Below are 16,263 nucleotides of genomic sequence, written 5' to 3' on the forward strand. Positions count from 1 at the left end.
ATTTCAGGATTTTTTCTCTTCGTTGTTCCGACCATCTTGTGAAGTGTTTCACGTTGTCGTCTCAACGGAGGCGCATTATAGGGATCCCAATTTATTGCACAAGTATTTTTTTGATCTTTTTTTCTGTTTGTTGCTTTTTCACCCTTTTTGCTTCATTAGCACGCAAAATGGTGTTTTTTTGCATACTAAAACACTTGCACAAGGCAAATAATGCACCCAAAGTCATTAGTAAATCATTTATTGTTGAGGTAAGTATGTCTGACGTTTTACGCCCATACCGCGATCTTTTTCCACAAATAGGTCAGCGCGTAATGATCGACAATAGTAGTGTAGTGATTGGTGACGTCCGCCTGGCTGATGATGTGGGGATCTGGCCGCTCGTTGTGATTCGTGGTGACGTGAATTATGTACAGATCGGTACCCGCACTAATATTCAGGATGGTAGCGTCTTACATGTAACCCATAAATCGATAACCAATCCCCAGGGCAATCCATTAATCGTTGGTGAAGACGTCACGGTTGGACACAAGGTCATGCTTCATGGCTGCACTATTGGTAATCGAGTACTGGTTGGCATGGGATCAATTTTACTTGATGGCGCTGTAATAGAAGATGATGTGATGATTGGCGCGGGTAGCCTGGTACCGCAAAATAAACGGCTGGAGAGCGGATATCTGTATCTCGGTAGCCCCGTCAAACAGATCCGCCCGTTAAGTGATGAAGAGAAGGCTGGGTTACGCTACTCCGCGAATAACTACGTCAAATGGAAAGATGAGTATCTGGATCAGGATAACCAGACCCAACCTTGATCATCTTCGCTTTGATCCTGAATCAAGCTTTCTGCCTCTTCTTCCAGGTCCCAGCGATGCTGACGAAAATTCGCTAACCACTGTTCTGGCGTATCTCCTGTAAAGCGGTTCGCCAGACTCTCTCCAGTAATAGCGCAAGTGAGCTGCATACCATTTACAAGAGCGGGAAAACAAACGCATTTTTTACTCTCGTTCCATTCTTCCCTATCTGGAAACTGGATGGCCTGATTCACGCAGACAACTCCTCCTGCAATTGCTTTAGAACTGGTTCTACGTCAGGCAGAACACCGTGCCAGAGAAGAAAGGCATGAGCCGCCTGCGCGACTAACATCCCCAATCCATCCGCATTACGTTTTGAGCCTTGCTGCTCACACCATGCCAGAAAGGGCGTTTTTCCCTTTTGATAGAACATGTCATAACAGCAAATGCCTGAATGGACGAGCGATGCTGGGATCGCCGGAACATCGCCACTAATGCCACTGGATGTCGCGTTAATAATAAGATCGAACTCATGACCTTCCAGTTCGTCCATACCCAACGCCTGAACACTACCAGTGTGCGCGAACAATTTAGCCAGCTCTTCCGCGCGAGAAACCGTTCGGTTAGTGATTGTCACTGCACAGTCCAGAGAGAGAAGCGGCAGCAATACTCCACGAGACGCCCCACCAGCACCGATCAACAAAATACGTAAGCCGGAGCGAATAAAAGACAGTCGTTCCAGATCGCTTAACAAACCTACACCATCGGTATTGTCCCCCAGCAGGCGTCCATCTTCTAAACGCTTGAGGGTATTAACTGCTCCAGCCAAGGCCGCTCGTTCAGTAAGTTCATCTGCTCTGGCAAAAGCTTCTTCTTTAAAAGGCACTGTTACATTCGCACCTTTGCCACCAGCACTAAAGAAGGCATTTAGCGTGTTGATGAAATCATTGATAGGTGCCAGCACGCGACCATAGGGATGCTCAATATTCAGTTGCTGTGCAAATTGCTGATGAATGAATGGCGATTTGCTATGTGCAATCGGATTACCAAAAACAGCATAGGTTTGCATCATATTACCCCTGTCGAAACAGTTCGCCCGTCAGGGCATCGCGAATTTCTGAAGGATTTAAACGCCCCCCCGTTTCACCAGCCACAACCGGGAACTCTGCACCAAATTGTGCACGCACTTCGTCTACTGTTCGACAAGGTGGCAATCCACTCAAGTTGGCACTGGTAGAAACCAGCGGTTTACCATAAGCCTGGCATAAAGCAACTACCAACGGATGGTCTGTTACCCGGACAGCAAGCGAATCAAAGCGCCCCGTTAACCAGCGCGGCGTTGTCGAAGGCGCGGGAAAGACAAAGGTGACAGGGCCAGGCCAACGAGAAAAAATGGTTTCACGCTGCGCTTTCGTCAGCATACTGTCATCGATATAAGGTTTGAGCTGCTCGTAATTTGCTGCGATTAAAATCAGTCCCTTATCAACCGGACGCTGTTTTAATTCCAGCAGCCGCATCACTGCTGTTTCGCTATCAGGATCACACCCGACACCGAAAACGGCTTCCGTTGGATAGGCGATGACACGTTCTTCATTGAGGACATCTATCGCAGCTGCGATAGCGTCTCCTTGCAGGTTATTATTCACGTTATTATTCCGCCGAAACCGGCTTTCCACATTGTTTACTGGCACAAAAGTGTTTTACACCCTGCGCGGTTTTCTTTTCGATGAGTAGCGGATAATGACACTCAGGGCATTCTCCGGCTATTGGTTTGAAGTTGATGGCAAATTGACACTCCGGGTAGCGATCACAGGAATGAAACGTTTTGCCATAACGGGAGCGGCGCTGGACTAAATGGCCCGTCCGACATTGAGGGCAGGTAATTGCCGTTTCGTCTGGTTTATCGATAAGTTCGGTATGTTCGCATGCAGGATAGTTACTACAGCCAATGAACATACCGAAGCGTCCCTGGCGTAACACCAGGTTTGCACCACATACAGGGCATATTTGCCCCTCCAGAACTTTGACAATATGACCATCCGCTGATGATTTCAGAGGACGGACATAGTCACATGCCGGATATTGAGAGCACCCGAGAAACGGACCGTGTTTCCCGGATCGAATAACCAGTTCAGCCCCGCACTTTGGGCAGGACTCATTATTACGCACCGTGAACAGTGCTGATTTTGCCATAACAACTTATGCTGAATTAAAGAAATGATTAATGCAGCATACCTTCATTCACTTCAAAGAGTAATTCTTCCATTTGCTGGTACGCATTTTCGCAGCCCGGGATGTTGAACAACACCATCAGGATTACCCATTTCAGATCATCCAGTTCGAACTCTGCGTTATCCAGCGCGAGCACTCGCTCTATCACCATTTCACGGGTTTCAAGGTTGAGCACCTGAATCTGCTCAAGGAAAAGCAGAAACCCACGGCAGCTGGCATCCAGTCTTTCACACTCTTCCGGTGTATAAATACGCATGGAGAGAGGATCAGAGGCAAGTTGCATCGGTTCTGCCAACCCTTCCTGATAATCCGCAAGCTTTTCCAGCCATAGCAGGGCATTGTAGATATCTTCTCGCTCAAAACCTGCGTCGGTAAGATCCTGTTCAAGTTTGTCTTGATCCACACGCAACTCAGCTTCAGTGTGAATATAGGTTTCAAACAAATACATTAGTACGTCGAACATGGCATGCCCTCCTCAATCGGACATAGCCGCCGGGTACAGCTGCGATCCATCCTGCTAACTCCAGTTCAAGTAGTTGAGTAACTACCTCTGGCACAGGTTGGCCGGCACGTTCAGCGACGACGTCAACAGGTGTTACCTCATCTCCTACGTTAGCCAGGAGCTCAGGAAATGGCAATGCCACGTCTTCCTGATCTGATGAATAAAATGATTTTTCAGGGGCATCTGGCAACCAGTGCAATCCATATTGCAAATTTTCCAGAATTTCTTCCGGTTCCGTCACAAGAATAGCTCCTTGCTTAATAAGCCAGTGGGGACCTTCACTTCCGGGACTCCCTAATGGACCAGGCAAAGCAAAAACTTCACGTCCCTGCTCAAGCGCACAACGCGCTGTCACCAGTGAACCACTGCGCAAAGCCGCTTCCACCACCAGTACACCTTTACTTAGACCACTGATAATGCGATTTCTTCGCGGGAAATTGTAAGCAAGAGGAGGGATATCGAGGGGAAATTCCGAGACGAGAGCCCCACCATGTTCAAGCAGACTGGTAGCCAGTCGGGCATGGCGACGCGGATGAATGGTATTGAGCCCATTCCCCAGCACAGCAACACTGACACCATTTACCTGCAAGGCCGCTTTATGCGCTACACCATCGATTCCACGCGCCAGTCCACTGGTAATTGTCACGCCTCGTGCCGCCAGCGACTCACATAACAGCCGCCCCCACCGTTCGCCATACCATGAATGCGCCCGGCTTCCCACTACAGCCAACTGAAATGATTGCAGCACTTGTAGATCACCAGCAACAAACAGTGCACCTGGATAATCAGCCGTTGCAATAAGTTGAGGAGGATAAAATTCGCTGTCCGCAGGGATTAAATGATGGTTAGGTTGCGCCAGCCAACAAAGCGAGCTTTCAATACTCTTCTGCGAAAAGGAAAGAAAGCGTTGTGCCTGTCGCAATGTAAGCCCTGTTTGCTGCAATACAACCGCATCAATATGCGACTGTTTTGCCAGCCAGTGAGCTATACGGACCATATCATCGCCGTACAAGCTGCTGATGCTCATTAAACGCAGCCAAATTTCTGTATCGACCATCCTTATCTCCCTGCCATAAGCAGCCTTAGCAATCTTTGCGATTGGTCAGTGATGCTGTCAATCAGAGGGGGATTTGTCTAGAATAGAAGAAATAATCTTTCTAACTCCTGAACACATCTCTGGAGATTTATGTCAGTTTTGCAAGTGTTACATATTCCGGACGAGCGGCTTCGCAAAGTTGCTAAACCGGTAGAAGAAGTGAATGCAGAAATTCAGCGTATCGTCGATGATATGTTCGAGACGATGTACGCAGAAGAAGGTATTGGCCTGGCGGCAACCCAGGTTGATATCCATCAACGTATCATTGTTATTGATGTTTCGGAAAACCGTGACGAACGGCTGGTGTTAATCAATCCGGAGCTTTTAGAAAAAAGCGGCGAAACAGGCATTGAAGAAGGTTGCCTGTCGATCCCTGAACAACGTGCTTTAGTGCCGCGCGCAGAGAAAGTTAAAATTCGCGCCCTGGACCGCGACGGTAAACCATTTGAACTGGAAGCAGACGGTCTGTTAGCCATCTGTATTCAGCATGAGATGGATCACCTGGTCGGTAAACTGTTCATGGATTACCTGTCACCGCTGAAACAACAACGTATTCGTCAGAAAGTTGAAAAGCTGGATCGTCTGAAAGCCCGGGCTTAAGGATAAGAACTAACGTGTCAGAATCACTACGTATTATTTTTGCGGGTACACCTGACTTTGCAGCGCGTCATCTTGACGCGCTGTTGTCTTCTGGACATAACGTTGTCGGCGTGTTCACCCAACCGGACCGACCGGCAGGTCGCGGTAAAAAACTAATGCCCAGCCCGGTAAAAGTGCTGGCAGAAGAGAAAGGGTTACCGGTTTTTCAGCCTGTTTCCCTCCGCCCACAAGAAAACCAGCAACTGGTCGCCGATCTGCACGCTGATGTCATGGTCGTCGTCGCCTATGGGCTGATTCTGCCTAAAGCTGTGCTGGAAATGCCGCGTCTTGGATGTATCAATGTTCATGGTTCACTGCTGCCGCGCTGGCGCGGAGCCGCGCCAATCCAACGTTCGCTGTGGGCGGGCGATGCAGAAACCGGCGTAACCATTATGCAAATGGATGTCGGTTTAGACACGGGCGACATGCTCTATAAACTCTCCTGCCCGATTACCGCAGAAGATACCAGTGGCACGTTATATGACAAGCTGGCAGAGCTTGGTCCACAAGGGCTTATCACCACGTTGAAACAACTGGCAGACGGCACGGCGAAACCAGAAGTTCAGGACGAAACTCTTGTCACTTACGCTGAGAAGTTGAGTAAAGAAGAAGCGCGTATTGACTGGTCGCTTTCGGCGGCACAGCTTGAACGCTGTATTCGCGCTTTTAATCCATGGCCGATGAGCTGGCTGGAAATTGAAGGTCAGCCTGTTAAGGTCTGGAAAGCGTCGGTCATTGATACGGTAACAAAGTCTGCGCCAGGAACGATCCTTGAAGCCAGCAAACAAGGCATTCAGGTCGCGACCGGTGATGGCATCCTGAATCTGCTCTCATTGCAACCTGCGGGTAAGAAAGCGATGAGCGCACAAGACCTCCTGAATTCTCGTCGGGAATGGTTTGTTCCGGGCAACCGTCTGGCCTGATAGTCCAATCTTCTAAGCCCGGTCTTGCCGGGCATTTTTATTTTTATACTTATGAAAAAACAACGTAATTTACGTAGTATGGCGGCACAAGCCGTTGAACAAGTCGTCGAGCAAGGGCAATCATTAAGCAACATTCTGCCGCCGCTACAACAAAAAGTTTCCGATAAAGACAAAGCACTGCTACAAGAATTGTGCTTTGGCGTACTGCGGACGCTATCACAGTTAGACTGGCTGATTAATAAGTTAATGGCCCGTCCAATGACCGGCAAACAACGGACTGTGCATTACCTGATTATGGTTGGTTTGTATCAACTGCTTTATACCCGTATTCCACCTCATGCCGCGCTGGCTGAAACAGTGGAAGGGGCGGTCGCGATTAAACGCCCGCAACTTAAAGGGTTAATTAACGGTGTATTACGGCAGTTCCAGCGTCAGCAGGATGAATTACTGGCCGAGTTTAATACCAGCGACGCTCGTCATCTGCACCCTGCCTGGCTCTTAAAACGTCTGCAAAAAGCGTATCCAGAGCAGTGGCAATCCATCGTTGAAGCTAATAATCAACGCCCGCCAATGTGGCTACGTGTCAACCGTACGCACCATTCCCGCGACAGCTGGCTTGCATTGTTGGATGAAGCAGGAATGAAAGGTTTCCCACATACGGATTACCCTGATGCTGTACGGCTGGAAACACCCGCACCTGTTCATGTGCTACCCGGTTTTGAAGATGGATGGGTTACCGTTCAGGATGCTTCAGCACAAGGTTGCATGACCTGGCTTGCGCCACAAAACGGTGAACATATTCTGGATCTTTGCGCCGCCCCCGGCGGTAAAACAACGCATATCCTTGAGGTGGCACCAGAAGCGCAAGTTCTGGCGGTCGATATTGATGAGCAGCGCCTCTCTCGCGTTTACGACAATTTAAAACGCCTTGGTATGAAGGCTACCGTGAAACAAGGTGATGGCCGCTACCCTGCCCAATGGTGTGGTGAGCAACAGTTTGATCGCATTTTATTAGATGCGCCTTGTTCAGCAACCGGTGTGATTCGTCGCCATCCGGATATTAAATGGTTACGTCGCGATCGCGATATCCCAGAACTCGCGCAGTTGCAGTCTGAAATTCTCGACGCTATATGGCCACATTTGAAGTCAGGCGGAACGCTTGTTTATGCTACCTGTTCGGTGTTACCGGAAGAGAATAGCCAACAAATTAAAGCCTTTTTGCAACGCACAGAAGATGCAATGCTTTGCGAAACAGGAACACCAGAACAACCGGGTAAGCAAAATCTGCCTGGTGCCGAAGAGGGCGACGGCTTCTTTTACGCTAAGCTAATCAAAAAGTGATGAGATAACGGGTCGCGACTGATGAAAATTATCATTCTGGGTGCCGGGCAAGTTGGCGGCACGCTGGCGGAAAACCTGGTAGGTGAGAACAACGATATTACCGTTGTCGATACCAATGGTGAGCGTTTGCGGACCTTGCAGGATAAATTTGACCTGCGTGTCGTACAGGGACACGGTTCTCACCCACGGGTATTGCGAGAGGCAGGTGCAGACGACGCTGATATGCTGGTTGCTGTGACCAGTTCAGATGAAACCAATATGGTTGCCTGCCAGGTAGCCTACTCGCTTTTCAACACTCCTAACCGCATCGCCCGCATCCGTTCACCGGACTACGTGCGAGATGCCGATAAGCTATTCCATTCTGATGCCGTACCGATTGATCATCTTATCGCGCCAGAGCAGTTGGTTATCGATAATATTTATCGACTGATCGAATATCCCGGCGCCTTGCAGGTCGTGAACTTTGCAGAGGGCAAAGTAAGCCTTGCGGTGGTAAAAGCCTATTATGGTGGCCCGCTTATTGGTAATGCGCTTTCGACTATGCGCGAGCATATGCCGCATATCGATACCCGCGTGGCGGCAATTTTCCGCCACGATCGCCCTATTCGTCCGCAAGGTTCGACCATTGTTGAAGCTGGTGATGAAGTATTCTTTATTGCCGCCTCGCAGCATATTCGCGCAGTAATGAGTGAATTACAGCGACTGGAAAAACCCTATAAGCGGATCATGCTGGTCGGCGGCGGTAATATCGGCGCAGGGCTTGCGCGCCGTCTGGAGAAAGATTACAGCGTCAAACTGATCGAACGGAATCAACAACGCGCTGCCGAATTGGCGGAAAAATTGCAGAATACGATCGTCTTTTTTGGTGATGCATCGGATCAGGAACTGCTGGCTGAAGAGCACATCGATCAAGTTGATCTATTTATCGCGGTAACCAATGATGACGAAGCCAATATCATGTCTGCCATGCTCGCCAAACGTATGGGCGCGAAAAAGGTAATGGTATTGATCCAGCGTCGCGCTTATGTGGATCTGGTTCAGGGGAGCGTGATCGATATTGCGATTTCACCACAACAAGCAACTATTTCTGCGTTGCTTAGTCATGTGCGAAAAGCAGATATTGTTGGTGTTTCCTCATTGCGCCGCGGCGTAGCAGAAGCTATTGAAGCCGTTGCTCACGGTGATGAAAGCACCTCGCGCGTTGTCGGCAGAGTCATTGATGAAATCAAGCTACCGCCAGGAACGATTATTGGAGCGGTGGTACGTGGAAACGACGTGATGATTGCCAATGACAATCTGCGCATTGAGCAAGGCGATCACGTAATTATGTTCCTCACAGATAAAAAGTTTATTACCGACGTCGAAAGACTCTTCCAGCCAAGTCCTTTCTTTTTGTAATTAATAAGGCGTCTTCTGGCGCCTTATTATTTCCCTTTGATTATCAAGGATTAATTAAATTCATTCCTGGCAGGAAAATGGCTTAACATTTGTTAGACTTATGATTGTCGGCTTTATAGGGAGAATAAAATGAGCATTATTAAAGAATTTCGCGAATTTGCGATGCGCGGAAATGTGGTGGATTTGGCAGTGGGTGTCATTATCGGTGCGGCATTCGGTAAGATTGTGTCTTCACTGGTTGCCGATATCATCATGCCGCCGCTAGGTTTATTAATTGGTGGGATCGACTTTAAACAGTTTGCTGTCACGCTACGCGATGCGCAGGGGGATATCCCTGCTGTCGTTATGCATTACGGTGTCTTCATTCAAAACGTATTTGATTTTCTGATTGTTGCCTTTGCCATCTTTATGGCAATTAAGCTAATCAACAAACTGAATCGTAAGAAAGAAGAACCGGCAGCCGCGCCTGCGCCAACTAAAGAAGAAGTACTACTGACAGAGATCCGCGATTTACTGAAAGAGCAGAATAACCGCTCTTAACAAGCGCCTGAAAGCAGAAGGCCAGTGGTAAAAAAGTAATTTACTTTCTTGCCACTGGCCTCCCAATTACCCCGATTGCCATGTTTTCCTTTTCGCATGTAACTGCCTTTCCCCTTCTTATTTTTCTCTACACGCTGTCTGAACAAGGGGTCATGAAGTAATGCTTCTATCGCATTATCCTTTATCTGCCCTTTAGTATGCTGATATCGGCTCATAAAAACTCCAGTTGGTTATTTAACGGCGCGAGTGTAATCCTGCCAGTGCAAAAAATCAACAACCTGCTTTAACGCCGCTGGCTCCTTGTTCAAGAGCTTCAAGGATAGAACAATAAACGCTGCTATGAGCGCTACCACAACAGGCATCGTTAAGACGTTGGAGGGAACGCTGCATGCTCTGCAACTCGGCTATCCGCGCCTCCACCTCCTGTAATCTTTCCTGCACAATGCCTTTTGATTCCTGACAAGTATGATGTTCAGGATCGATACGGATCGAAAGTAACTCACGGATCGACTCCAGACTGAAACCAAGTTGTCTGGCATGCCGAATAAATTTCAATCGTTGGAGATCGCTTTCGGTATACAGGCGAAAGCCTCCTTCCGTACGAACTTCATGATCCATCATCTGCTGTTTTTCGTAATAACGTATTGTGTCGGGCGTAACTTCCGCCAGTTTTGCCAACTCACCAATGCGATACATAAATTATCTCTCAGTTGTCATTAATTTTATTCAGAAGCTTATCTGCATATTCGCCACGTAAAAATTCAGTGCTCAACCCTGCTTGCCGCAGTTTTAACTCCAGTAAAGATAACTGACGACTAACCTCTTGATATTGCAGATCATCGTGACGGATACCTTTGAGGATATCCAGAAGCTGAATTGCTTCCCTCCGCTGCTCAAGTTCTGGCGGCAAGCAACCGGCATTCTTCAACAAGCGATATCCAGCACGCAGTTCCGGCGGCACGTGTGAGTCATCTTCCAGAATTAATGGTTCACCACTGCCTGGGAGATTATCAAACTCACCTTTAGCTTGTGCTTCAGTAATATGGCGCTCTGCCCACTGGTCAAGTAACCACATAAATACTCCAGGGGATGAACAAAAAGAGTACAGCTATTGTAAATAAGTGGGGATACTACGGGTATAAAAAAACCCGCCGGAGCGGGTTTTTTTACGTTGCTTCAGATTACTCTGCAGCAGCTTCTGCTTTCTCTGAACGATCAACCAGCTCGATGTAAGCCATCGGCGCGTTGTCGCCTGCACGGAAGCCACACTTCAGAATACGAGTGTAACCACCGGCACGGCTCGCGAAACGCGGGCCCAGTTCGTTAAACAGTTTTGCCACGATCTCGTTATCACGAGTACGGGCGAATGCCAGACGACGATTAGCTACGCTATCAGTCTTGGCAAGAGTAATCAGCGGCTCAACTACGCGGCGCAGCTCTTTCGCTTTAGGCAGAGTCGTCTTGATGATTTCATGACGAACCAGTGAACCTGCCATATTGCGGAACATAGCCTGGCGATGGCTGCTGTTGCGGTTCAGTTGACGACCACTCTTACGATGGCGCATGACCTTATCCTTCTCAGTAAAACCTTAACCTGTGATCCGGTTACTCGTCAGCGATGCTTGCCGGTGGCCAGTTTTCCAGGCGCATGCCCAGAGACAGTCCACGGGAAGCCAGCACGTCTTTAATCTCAGTAAGAGATTTTTTACCAAGGTTAGGCGTTTTAAGGAGCTCAACCTCGGTACGCTGTACCAGATCACCGATATAGTGGATAGCTTCTGCTTTAAGGCAGTTAGCAGAGCGGACAGTCAATTCCAGATCGTCAACAGGGCGCAGCAGGATCGGATCGAACTCTGGTTTCTCTTCTTTCACTTCAGGCTGACGTACATCACGTAAGTCAACGAAAGCTTCCAGTTGTTCAGCCAGAATGGTTGCCGCACGACGAATCGCCTCTTCAGGATCGATTGTGCCGTTGGTTTCCATTTCGATGACCAGCTTGTCCAGGTCGGTACGCTGTTCTACACGCGCTGCTTCAACATTGTAGGCAATACGCTCTACAGGGCTGTAGCATGCGTCGACCAGCAGACGGCCGATTGGGCGCTCATCTTCTTCCGAATGAATTCGGGTAGAAGCCGGCACATAACCACGACCGCGCTGAACTTTGATACGCATGCTAATAGACGCGTTCTCATCGGTCAGGTGGCAGATCACGTGCTGCGGCTTGACGATTTCGACATCACCGTCGTGGGTGATATCGGCTGCAGTCACAGGGCCAATGCCAGATTTATTCAAGGTAAGAATAACTTCATCTTTGCCCTGAACTCTCACCGCCAGCCCTTTCAGGTTGAGCAGGATTTCCAGGATATCTTCCTGAACGCCTTCTTTGGTGCTGTACTCATGCAGTACACCATCAATCTCAACCTCGGTCACCGCGCAACCCGGCATCGATGAGAGCAGAATACGGCGCAGTGCGTTACCCAGAGTATGGCCAAAGCCACGCTCTAAAGGCTCAAGGGTCACCTTGGCGTGCGTCGAACTCACTTGCTCGATATCAACCAGGCGCGGTTTTAGAAACTCTGTCACAGAACCCTGCATTGTGTCCTCTCTTTGGTACTAAGCTTTACTTGGAGTAAAGCTCGACGATCAGGTGTTCGTTAATGTCCGCAGACAGATCAGAACGCTCCGGCTTACGCTTAAACGTACCTTCCATCTTGCCAGCATCAACTTCCAGCCAGGTTGGCTTTTCACGCTGCTCAGCCAGCTCCAGAGCGGCTTTCACGCGAGACTGCTTCTTCGCTTTCTCACGAATGCTTACAACGTCATTCGGACTAACCTGATAAGAAGCGATGTTAACAACACGACCGTTTACCATAATTGCTTTATGGCTAACCAGCTGGCGTGCTTCTGCACGAGTGGCACCGAAGCCCATACGGTATACAACGTTGTCCAGACGACCTTCCAGCAGAGCCAACAGGTTTTCACCGGTGTTGCCTTTCAGACGTGCTGCTTCTTTGTAGTAGTTACGGAACTGACGCTCCAGCACACCATAGATACGGCGAACTTTTTGCTTTTCACGCAACTGCACACCATAGTCAGACAGACGCGGTTTACGCGCACCGTGCTGGCCAGGAGCTTGTTCAATTTTACACTTGGTATCGATCGCGCGAACGCCAGACTTAAGGAATAAGTCGGTGCCCTCACGACGGCTCAGCTTGAGCTTAGGACCCAAATATCTTGCCATTTTCTTTCTCCAACAAACCTGGAAAACGAAGCGTTATACGCGACGTTTTTTCGGCGGACGACAACCGTTATGAGGGATCGGAGTCACATCAGTAATGTTAGTGATGCGGAAACCTGCGGCGTTCAGAGCACGAATAGTAGATTCGCGGCCTGGACCCGGACCTTTAACCATAACTTCCAGATTCTTGATGCCGTATTCTTTCACGGCGTCAGCGCAACGCTCTGCTGCAACCTGAGCTGCAAACGGAGTGGATTTGCGAGAACCACGGAAACCGGAACCACCGGCTGTTGCCCAACCCAACGCGTTACCCTGACGATCAGTGATAGTCACGATGGTGTTGTTGAAAGAAGCATGGATATGAGCCACGCCGTCAGAGACTTGTTTTCTTACACGTTTACGTGCACGAATTGGTGCCTTTGCCATTATTCAATCACCCCGATTATTTCTTGATCGGTTTGCGCGGACCCTTACGGGTACGTGCGTTGGTCTTGGTACGCTGACCGCGAACCGGTAGACCACGACGATGACGCAAACCGCGATAGCAACCAAGATCCATCAGGCGCTTGATGCTCATGCTGATTTCACGGCGCAGATCACCTTCAACGACAAATTTGGCAACTTCGTCACGCAGCGTGTCGATTTGTCCTTCAGACAGCTCACTGATCTTAACATCTTCAGCGATACCCGCTGCAGCCAGGATGGCTTTAGAACGGGTCTTGCCGACGCCATAAATCGAAGTTAATGCGATTACGGCATGCTTATGATCAGGAATGTTAATGCCTGCTATACGGGCCACTATGCACTCCTACTATTTAATATGTACGTTCCATGCTGAAAAGCCCGTTTTCAGGATACTCAAATGGAAACGCACAGACATACAAAAGATTGGCTGGCTAATCTAGCCAGCTCAACCCAACTTTGCAAGAAAAATATGCGAAAAAATCAGCCTTGGCGCTGTTTATGCTTCGGCTCGGCACTGCAAATCACACGGATGACACCATCACGCTTAACGATTTTGCAGTTACGGCATAATTTCTTGACGGAAGCACGAACTTTCATTTTTACTCTCCGTAACTTCTCGGGCGACCAATTATCGGCCGTAGCCTTTCAGGTTCGCCTTCTTCAATGCAGACTCATACTGACTGGACATCATTAGAGTTTGCACTTGAGCCATAAAGTCCATAATCACGACAACAACGATAAGCAGTGAGGTCCCACCGAAGTAGAACGGTACTTTCATTGCATCACGCATGAACTCCGGGATCAGGCAGATAAAGGTAATGTACAACGCACCAACCAGGGTCAGGCGGGTCATTACTTTATCGATATACTTCGCCGTTTGCTCTCCCGGACGAATTCCTGGTACAAATGCACCGGACTTCTTCAGGTTATCTGCTGTTTCACGCGGGTTGAAAACCAACGCCGTGTAGAAGAAACAGAAGAAGATGATTGCAGACGCATAGAGTAACACATAAAGCGGTTGCCCAGGCTGCAAATACAGCGAAATTGTTGTCAGCCAGTTCCAACCAGTACCGCCCCCGAACCATGACGCGATGGTTGCCGGGAACAGAATAATACTGGAAGCGAAGATTGCCGGGATTACCCCCGCCATATTCACTTTCAGCGGTAAATGTGTGCTCTGTGCAGCATAGACACGACGACCTTGCTGACGTTTCGCGTAGTTTACCACAATGCGGCGTTGACCACGCTCAACAAATACAACAAAGAACGTCACTGCAAATACTAATACTGCAACCAACAGCAACACGAGGAAGTGCAGGTCGCCTTGACGCGCTTGCTCGATAGTATGGGCAATGGCTGGCGGGAGTCCCGCGACAATACCGGCGAAGATAATGATTGAAATACCGTTGCCGATACCTCGTTCAGTGATCTGTTCGCCCAACCACATCAGGAACATGGTTCCTGTGACCAGACTTACAACAGCGGTGAAGTAGAATGCAAAGCCCGGGTTAATAACCAGGCCTTGCATACCAGGCATATTCGGCAGACCGGTAGCAATACCGATCGACTGGAATATTGCCAGCACCAGAGTACCGTAACGGGTGTACTGGCTGATCTTACGACGACCAGACTCCCCTTCTTTCTTAATTTCTGCCAACGTTGGATGAACCACCGTCAGCAGCTGGATAATGATCGACGCCGAAATATACGGCATGATCCCCAGTGCAAAGATAGAAGCACGGCTGAGAGCACCACCAGAGAACATGTTAAACATCTCAATGATGGTGCCTCGCTGTTGCTCAAGCAGTTTGGCAAGTACAGCGGCATCAATACCAGGGATCGGAATAAAAGAGCCAATACGGAACACAATCAGCGCACCGATAACAAACAGCAGTCTGCGTTTCAGCTCGCCTAAGCCACCTTTGGCACTTTGAAAATCTAATCCCGGTTGTTTAGCCATCTGCTACTTATTCCTCGATTTTACCGCCAGCAGCTTCGATAGCAGCACGAGCGCCTTTAGTAACACGCAGGCCACGAACAGTTACCGGAGTAGTTACTTCGCCAGCCAGGATCACTTTCGCGAACTCGATCTGGATACCGATAATGTTAGCCGCTTTCAGCGTGTTCAGGTCTACAACACCGCCTTCTACTTTAGCCAGGTCAGACAGACGAACTTCGGCTGTAATCGCTGCTTTACGAGAAGTGAAGCCGAATTTCGGCAGACGACGGTACAGAGGCATCTGACCACCCTCGAAACCGCGACGTACGCCACCGCCAGAACGAGATTTCTGACCTTTGTGACCACGACCACCGGTTTTACCGAGGCCAGAACCGATACCACGACCCAGGCGTTTACCCGCCTTTTTGGAGCCTTCGGCCGGAGACAGAGTATTTAAACGCATCTCTTACTCCTCAACTTTAACCATGAAGGAAACCGCGTTGATCATACCGCGAATAGCAGGAGTATCCTCGCGCTCTACGGTGTGACCAATACGACGCAGACCCAGGCCAAGCAGCGTTGCCTTGTGTTTCGGCAGACGACCGATTGCACTGCGGGTTTGAGTAATTTTAATAGTCTTTGCCATGGTTTATTTCCCCAGAATTTCTTCAACGGATTTACCACGCTTGGCAGCGACCATTTCTGGAGAATTCATATTTTCCAGGCCATCAATAGTTGCACGAACCACGTTGATCGGGTTGGTGGAACCATACGCTTTAGCCAGAACGTTATGAACCCCAGCGACTTCCAGAACGGCGCGCATTGCACCACCGGCGATGATACCGGTACCTTCGGAAGCCGGCTGCATGAATACGCGAGAACCCGTGTGAACACCTTTAACAGGGTGTTGCAGAGTGCCGTTATTCAGCGCGACGTTAATCATATTGCGACGGGCTTTTTCCATCGCTTTCTGGATCGCTGCTGGAACTTCACGCGCTTTACCGTAACCAAAACCAACGCGACCGTTACCATCGCCAACTACAGTCAGAGCTGTGAAGGAGAAAATACGACCACCTTTAACGGTTTTAGATACGCGGTTTACCGCGATCAGCTTTTCCTGCAGTTCGCCAGCTTGTTTTTCGATGTGAGCCATCTTACACCT

General features: G+C 49.1%; 25 protein-coding genes. 6 read left to right on the forward strand and 19 right to left on the reverse strand.

The window, feature by feature from the left end; all coding sequences use genetic code 11:
• Positions 1-254 precede the first annotated feature (254 nt).
• Positions 255-809 carry a gamma carbonic anhydrase family protein gene (locus D9742_RS22320; protein WP_130238286.1) on the forward strand — a complete coding sequence of 185 codons (555 nt, stop codon included), beginning with the start codon at positions 255-257 and terminating at the stop codon, positions 807-809.
• Here D9742_RS22320 and D9742_RS22325 read toward each other — a convergent pair.
• Genes D9742_RS22325 through dprA form a run of 6 tightly spaced genes read right to left on the reverse strand, consistent with a single transcriptional unit; the run spans position 785 to position 4,579 of the window.
• The gene (locus tag D9742_RS22325) at positions 785-1,042 is read right to left on the reverse strand and encodes a DUF1488 domain-containing protein (protein ID WP_130238287.1); all 258 of its coding nucleotides are present in this window, start codon (positions 1,040-1,042) and stop codon (positions 785-787) included. The two genes, D9742_RS22320 and D9742_RS22325, sit on opposite strands and share 25 nt — an antisense overlap.
• On the reverse strand, positions 1,039-1,857 hold the full coding sequence (aroE, locus tag D9742_RS22330; protein ID WP_130238296.1) for a shikimate dehydrogenase: 819 nt from the start codon (positions 1,855-1,857) through the stop codon (positions 1,039-1,041). Before aroE ends, D9742_RS22325 begins: the two co-directional genes overlap by 4 nt.
• A 4-nt stretch (positions 1,858-1,861) precedes the next feature.
• Positions 1,862-2,434, reverse strand: coding sequence for an L-threonylcarbamoyladenylate synthase type 1 TsaC (gene tsaC, locus D9742_RS22335; protein ID WP_130238288.1), 573 nt, complete (start codon positions 2,432-2,434; stop codon positions 1,862-1,864).
• Positions 2,435-2,438: 4 nt separating this feature from the next.
• The gene (locus tag D9742_RS22340; protein ID WP_130238289.1) at positions 2,439-2,981 is read right to left on the reverse strand and encodes a type I DNA topoisomerase; all 543 of its coding nucleotides are present in this window, start codon (positions 2,979-2,981) and stop codon (positions 2,439-2,441) included.
• Between the two features lie 28 nt (positions 2,982-3,009).
• A complete protein-coding gene (gene smg, locus D9742_RS22345) occupies positions 3,010-3,483 on the reverse strand; it encodes a DUF494 family protein Smg (RefSeq protein WP_000460680.1) in 474 nt (157 codons plus the stop codon).
• Positions 3,455-4,579: a DNA-protecting protein DprA gene (gene dprA, locus D9742_RS22350; RefSeq protein ID WP_130238290.1), complete on the reverse strand. Its 1,125-nt coding sequence runs from the start codon at positions 4,577-4,579 to the stop codon at positions 3,455-3,457. Before dprA ends, smg begins: the two co-directional genes overlap by 29 nt.
• Positions 4,580-4,708: 129 nt before the next feature.
• Here dprA and def point away from each other — a divergent pair, with 129 nt between their 5' ends.
• From def to mscL, 5 genes are all read left to right on the forward strand, one after another.
• Complete coding sequence (gene def, locus D9742_RS22355; protein ID WP_000114984.1) at positions 4,709-5,218, forward strand: peptide deformylase; 510 nt, start codon at positions 4,709-4,711, stop codon at positions 5,216-5,218.
• 14 nt (positions 5,219-5,232) lie between these two features.
• Positions 5,233-6,180 (forward strand): methionyl-tRNA formyltransferase, encoded by a 948-nt coding sequence (gene fmt, locus D9742_RS22360; protein WP_130238291.1) that lies wholly within the window; start codon positions 5,233-5,235, stop codon positions 6,178-6,180.
• A gap of 51 nt (positions 6,181-6,231) precedes the next feature.
• Entirely contained in the window at positions 6,232-7,521 is a 1,290-nt protein-coding gene (rsmB, locus tag D9742_RS22365; protein WP_130238292.1) for a 16S rRNA (cytosine(967)-C(5))-methyltransferase RsmB, read from the forward strand.
• A 21-nt stretch (positions 7,522-7,542) separates the two neighbouring features.
• Entirely contained in the window at positions 7,543-8,919 is a 1,377-nt protein-coding gene (trkA, locus tag D9742_RS22370) for a Trk system potassium transporter TrkA (RefSeq protein WP_000691382.1), read from the forward strand.
• 129 nt (positions 8,920-9,048) lie between these two features.
• Positions 9,049-9,459 (forward strand): large-conductance mechanosensitive channel protein MscL, encoded by a 411-nt coding sequence (mscL, locus tag D9742_RS22375; protein WP_000022442.1) that lies wholly within the window; start codon positions 9,049-9,051, stop codon positions 9,457-9,459.
• Here mscL and arfA read toward each other — a convergent pair.
• The 13 genes from arfA to rpsE form a co-directional block, all read right to left on the reverse strand.
• Positions 9,456-9,674 carry an alternative ribosome-rescue factor ArfA gene (gene arfA / locus D9742_RS22380; protein ID WP_130238293.1) on the reverse strand — a complete coding sequence of 73 codons (219 nt, stop codon included), beginning with the start codon at positions 9,672-9,674 and terminating at the stop codon, positions 9,456-9,458. The genes mscL and arfA overlap by 4 nt on opposite strands.
• Positions 9,675-9,729: 55 nt before the next feature.
• A complete protein-coding gene (gene zntR, locus D9742_RS22385) occupies positions 9,730-10,155 on the reverse strand; it encodes a Zn(2+)-responsive transcriptional regulator (protein WP_059222259.1) in 426 nt (141 codons plus the stop codon).
• A 10-nt stretch (positions 10,156-10,165) separates the two neighbouring features.
• Complete coding sequence (locus D9742_RS22390) at positions 10,166-10,534, reverse strand: DUF1992 domain-containing protein (RefSeq protein WP_130238294.1); 369 nt, start codon at positions 10,532-10,534, stop codon at positions 10,166-10,168.
• A gap of 106 nt (positions 10,535-10,640) precedes the next feature.
• Positions 10,641-11,024 (reverse strand): 50S ribosomal protein L17, encoded by a 384-nt coding sequence (gene rplQ, locus D9742_RS22395; protein WP_001216368.1) that lies wholly within the window; start codon positions 11,022-11,024, stop codon positions 10,641-10,643.
• Positions 11,025-11,064: 40 nt separating this feature from the next.
• Complete coding sequence (gene rpoA / locus D9742_RS22400) at positions 11,065-12,054, reverse strand: DNA-directed RNA polymerase subunit alpha (protein ID WP_001162094.1); 990 nt, start codon at positions 12,052-12,054, stop codon at positions 11,065-11,067.
• 25 nt (positions 12,055-12,079) lie between these two features.
• The gene (gene rpsD, locus D9742_RS22405) at positions 12,080-12,700 is read right to left on the reverse strand and encodes a 30S ribosomal protein S4 (RefSeq protein ID WP_000135224.1); all 621 of its coding nucleotides are present in this window, start codon (positions 12,698-12,700) and stop codon (positions 12,080-12,082) included.
• A 33-nt stretch (positions 12,701-12,733) separates the two neighbouring features.
• Complete coding sequence (gene rpsK, locus D9742_RS22410) at positions 12,734-13,123, reverse strand: 30S ribosomal protein S11 (RefSeq protein WP_001029684.1); 390 nt, start codon at positions 13,121-13,123, stop codon at positions 12,734-12,736.
• A gap of 16 nt (positions 13,124-13,139) precedes the next feature.
• On the reverse strand, positions 13,140-13,496 hold the full coding sequence (rpsM, locus tag D9742_RS22415) for a 30S ribosomal protein S13 (RefSeq protein ID WP_000090775.1): 357 nt from the start codon (positions 13,494-13,496) through the stop codon (positions 13,140-13,142).
• A gap of 146 nt (positions 13,497-13,642) precedes the next feature.
• The gene (rpmJ, locus tag D9742_RS22420) at positions 13,643-13,759 is read right to left on the reverse strand and encodes a 50S ribosomal protein L36 (protein WP_000868187.1); all 117 of its coding nucleotides are present in this window, start codon (positions 13,757-13,759) and stop codon (positions 13,643-13,645) included.
• Between the two features lie 31 nt (positions 13,760-13,790).
• Positions 13,791-15,122, reverse strand: a complete 1,332-nt coding sequence (gene secY / locus D9742_RS22425; RefSeq protein ID WP_001118861.1) for a preprotein translocase subunit SecY — start codon at positions 15,120-15,122, stop codon at positions 13,791-13,793.
• A 7-nt stretch (positions 15,123-15,129) separates the two neighbouring features.
• Positions 15,130-15,564: a 50S ribosomal protein L15 gene (rplO, locus tag D9742_RS22430; RefSeq protein ID WP_001238917.1), complete on the reverse strand. Its 435-nt coding sequence runs from the start codon at positions 15,562-15,564 to the stop codon at positions 15,130-15,132.
• 3 nt (positions 15,565-15,567) lie between these two features.
• Entirely contained in the window at positions 15,568-15,747 is a 180-nt protein-coding gene (gene rpmD, locus D9742_RS22435) for a 50S ribosomal protein L30 (protein ID WP_001140433.1), read from the reverse strand.
• Between the two features lie 3 nt (positions 15,748-15,750).
• The gene (rpsE, locus tag D9742_RS22440) at positions 15,751-16,254 is read right to left on the reverse strand and encodes a 30S ribosomal protein S5 (RefSeq protein WP_000940121.1); all 504 of its coding nucleotides are present in this window, start codon (positions 16,252-16,254) and stop codon (positions 15,751-15,753) included.
• Between the last annotated feature and the right edge of the window lie 9 nt (positions 16,255-16,263).

Origin of the sequence: Escherichia sp. E1V33, assembly GCF_004211955.1 — a bacterium.
Taxonomy (GTDB): domain Bacteria; phylum Pseudomonadota; class Gammaproteobacteria; order Enterobacterales; family Enterobacteriaceae; genus Escherichia.

What these genes read in the sequence shown, in the direction of transcription:
- mscL (WP_000022442.1), top strand. Translation starts at nt 9,049, where the DNA reads ATGAGCATTATTAAAGAATTTCGCGAATTTGCGATGCGCGGAAATGTG.
- smg (WP_000460680.1), bottom strand. Translation starts at nt 3,483, where the DNA reads ATGTTCGACGTACTAATGTATTTGTTTGAAACCTATATTCACACTGAA.
- rpsD (WP_000135224.1), bottom strand. Translation starts at nt 12,700, where the DNA reads ATGGCAAGATATTTGGGTCCTAAGCTCAAGCTGAGCCGTCGTGAGGGC.
- rpsE (WP_000940121.1), bottom strand. Translation starts at nt 16,254, where the DNA reads ATGGCTCACATCGAAAAACAAGCTGGCGAACTGCAGGAAAAGCTGATC.
- rplO (WP_001238917.1), bottom strand. Translation starts at nt 15,564, where the DNA reads ATGCGTTTAAATACTCTGTCTCCGGCCGAAGGCTCCAAAAAGGCGGGT.
- D9742_RS22320 (WP_130238286.1), top strand. Translation starts at nt 255, where the DNA reads ATGTCTGACGTTTTACGCCCATACCGCGATCTTTTTCCACAAATAGGT.
- rplQ (WP_001216368.1), bottom strand. Translation starts at nt 11,024, where the DNA reads ATGCGCCATCGTAAGAGTGGTCGTCAACTGAACCGCAACAGCAGCCAT.
- rpoA (WP_001162094.1), bottom strand. Translation starts at nt 12,054, where the DNA reads ATGCAGGGTTCTGTGACAGAGTTTCTAAAACCGCGCCTGGTTGATATC.
- def (WP_000114984.1), top strand. Translation starts at nt 4,709, where the DNA reads ATGTCAGTTTTGCAAGTGTTACATATTCCGGACGAGCGGCTTCGCAAA.
- D9742_RS22340 (WP_130238289.1), bottom strand. Translation starts at nt 2,981, where the DNA reads ATGGCAAAATCAGCACTGTTCACGGTGCGTAATAATGAGTCCTGCCCA.
- zntR (WP_059222259.1), bottom strand. Translation starts at nt 10,155, where the DNA reads ATGTATCGCATTGGTGAGTTGGCAAAACTGGCGGAAGTTACGCCCGAC.
- aroE (WP_130238296.1), bottom strand. Translation starts at nt 1,857, where the DNA reads ATGCAAACCTATGCTGTTTTTGGTAATCCGATTGCACATAGCAAATCG.
- rsmB (WP_130238292.1), top strand. Translation starts at nt 6,232, where the DNA reads ATGAAAAAACAACGTAATTTACGTAGTATGGCGGCACAAGCCGTTGAA.
- trkA (WP_000691382.1), top strand. Translation starts at nt 7,543, where the DNA reads ATGAAAATTATCATTCTGGGTGCCGGGCAAGTTGGCGGCACGCTGGCG.
- arfA (WP_130238293.1), bottom strand. Translation starts at nt 9,674, where the DNA reads ATGAGCCGATATCAGCATACTAAAGGGCAGATAAAGGATAATGCGATA.
- dprA (WP_130238290.1), bottom strand. Translation starts at nt 4,579, where the DNA reads ATGGTCGATACAGAAATTTGGCTGCGTTTAATGAGCATCAGCAGCTTG.
- rpsK (WP_001029684.1), bottom strand. Translation starts at nt 13,123, where the DNA reads ATGGCAAAGGCACCAATTCGTGCACGTAAACGTGTAAGAAAACAAGTC.
- rpmD (WP_001140433.1), bottom strand. Translation starts at nt 15,747, where the DNA reads ATGGCAAAGACTATTAAAATTACTCAAACCCGCAGTGCAATCGGTCGT.
- D9742_RS22390 (WP_130238294.1), bottom strand. Translation starts at nt 10,534, where the DNA reads ATGTGGTTACTTGACCAGTGGGCAGAGCGCCATATTACTGAAGCACAA.
- rpmJ (WP_000868187.1), bottom strand. Translation starts at nt 13,759, where the DNA reads ATGAAAGTTCGTGCTTCCGTCAAGAAATTATGCCGTAACTGCAAAATC.
- secY (WP_001118861.1), bottom strand. Translation starts at nt 15,122, where the DNA reads ATGGCTAAACAACCGGGATTAGATTTTCAAAGTGCCAAAGGTGGCTTA.